Source organism: Streptomyces sp. PA03-5A, assembly GCF_033792725.1.
Lineage (GTDB): Bacteria > Actinomycetota > Actinomycetes > Streptomycetales > Streptomycetaceae > Actinacidiphila.
In genome coordinates this window covers 1-795 of record NZ_JARAVL010000089.1, presented here as the reverse complement: position 1 = coordinate 795, position 795 = coordinate 1, and the positions used below count along the sequence as shown (strand labels likewise).

Annotated in this window: 2 protein-coding genes; both read right to left on the bottom strand. The window is 68.7% G+C overall.

The window, feature by feature from the left end; all coding sequences use genetic code 11:
- On the bottom strand, positions 1–191 hold a 191-nt coding region (locus PV410_RS44600), incomplete at its 3' end, for a hypothetical protein (RefSeq protein ID WP_500332393.1).
- Positions 191–795, bottom strand: a 605-nt coding sequence (locus PV410_RS44595) for a SigE family RNA polymerase sigma factor (RefSeq protein WP_500332392.1), incomplete at its 5' end; no start/stop codon positions are given. The genes PV410_RS44600 and PV410_RS44595, both read right to left, overlap by 1 nt.

Genomic DNA, 795 nt, shown 5'->3' with positions numbered 1-795 from the left:
GGCGGCAGGAACGACACCACCGCGGTCGCCGCCACCGCAGCCGCCACCGCACCGAGCGCCGCGAACCGCCTGCGCCGCACCCGGACCCTGCCCTCCCGCACCGCCCTGCCGACATCGACACCACTCGCGGGCGCAGCCGTGCCGGCCAACTCACCCAGTTCCCGGGTCAACTCATCGGTCCCGTCACGCATCACACAGTCCTCCCAGCAGTAGTGGCGGAACGGGCGGCGAGCACCCCACGCAGAGCCTGAAGACCACGCGCCGTCTGGCTCTTGACGTTCCCCGGAGAACAACCCAGCGCATCGGCGGTCTGCTCGACACTCAGATCGTGGTAATAGCGGAGCACCAAAGTCGCGCGTTGCCGGGGCGGAATCGCCGCCAACGCCCGCCGCAGATCAAGGGAGGCATCCGGATCGGCCGGCGGCGCCGGATGGTCCTCCACCGGCCGGCCCTGCCACCGAGCCGCCCACCGCAGCCGCGGCGAACGCTGCTCCGCCAAAAACGTGTTCACCAGCACCGCCCGGGCATAACCGTCCGGGTTCTCCGCACGCCGCATCCGCCGCCAGTGGACGTACAACTTCGTGAAGGTCTCCTGCACCAGGTCATCAGCCCGATGCCAGTCCGAACACAACAAAAAGGCCACTCTGCGCAGCCAGTCCGCTCTGGACTCGGCGAACTCCCTGAACTCCTCATCACGCCCGCGCTCCGCCATGGACGGCACTCCTTTCCAGGCCGCACTCCAGGTGAAGCCCGACACCCTGATGCAAGAAGCGAGGCGAAAGGTTGCACGGCCCA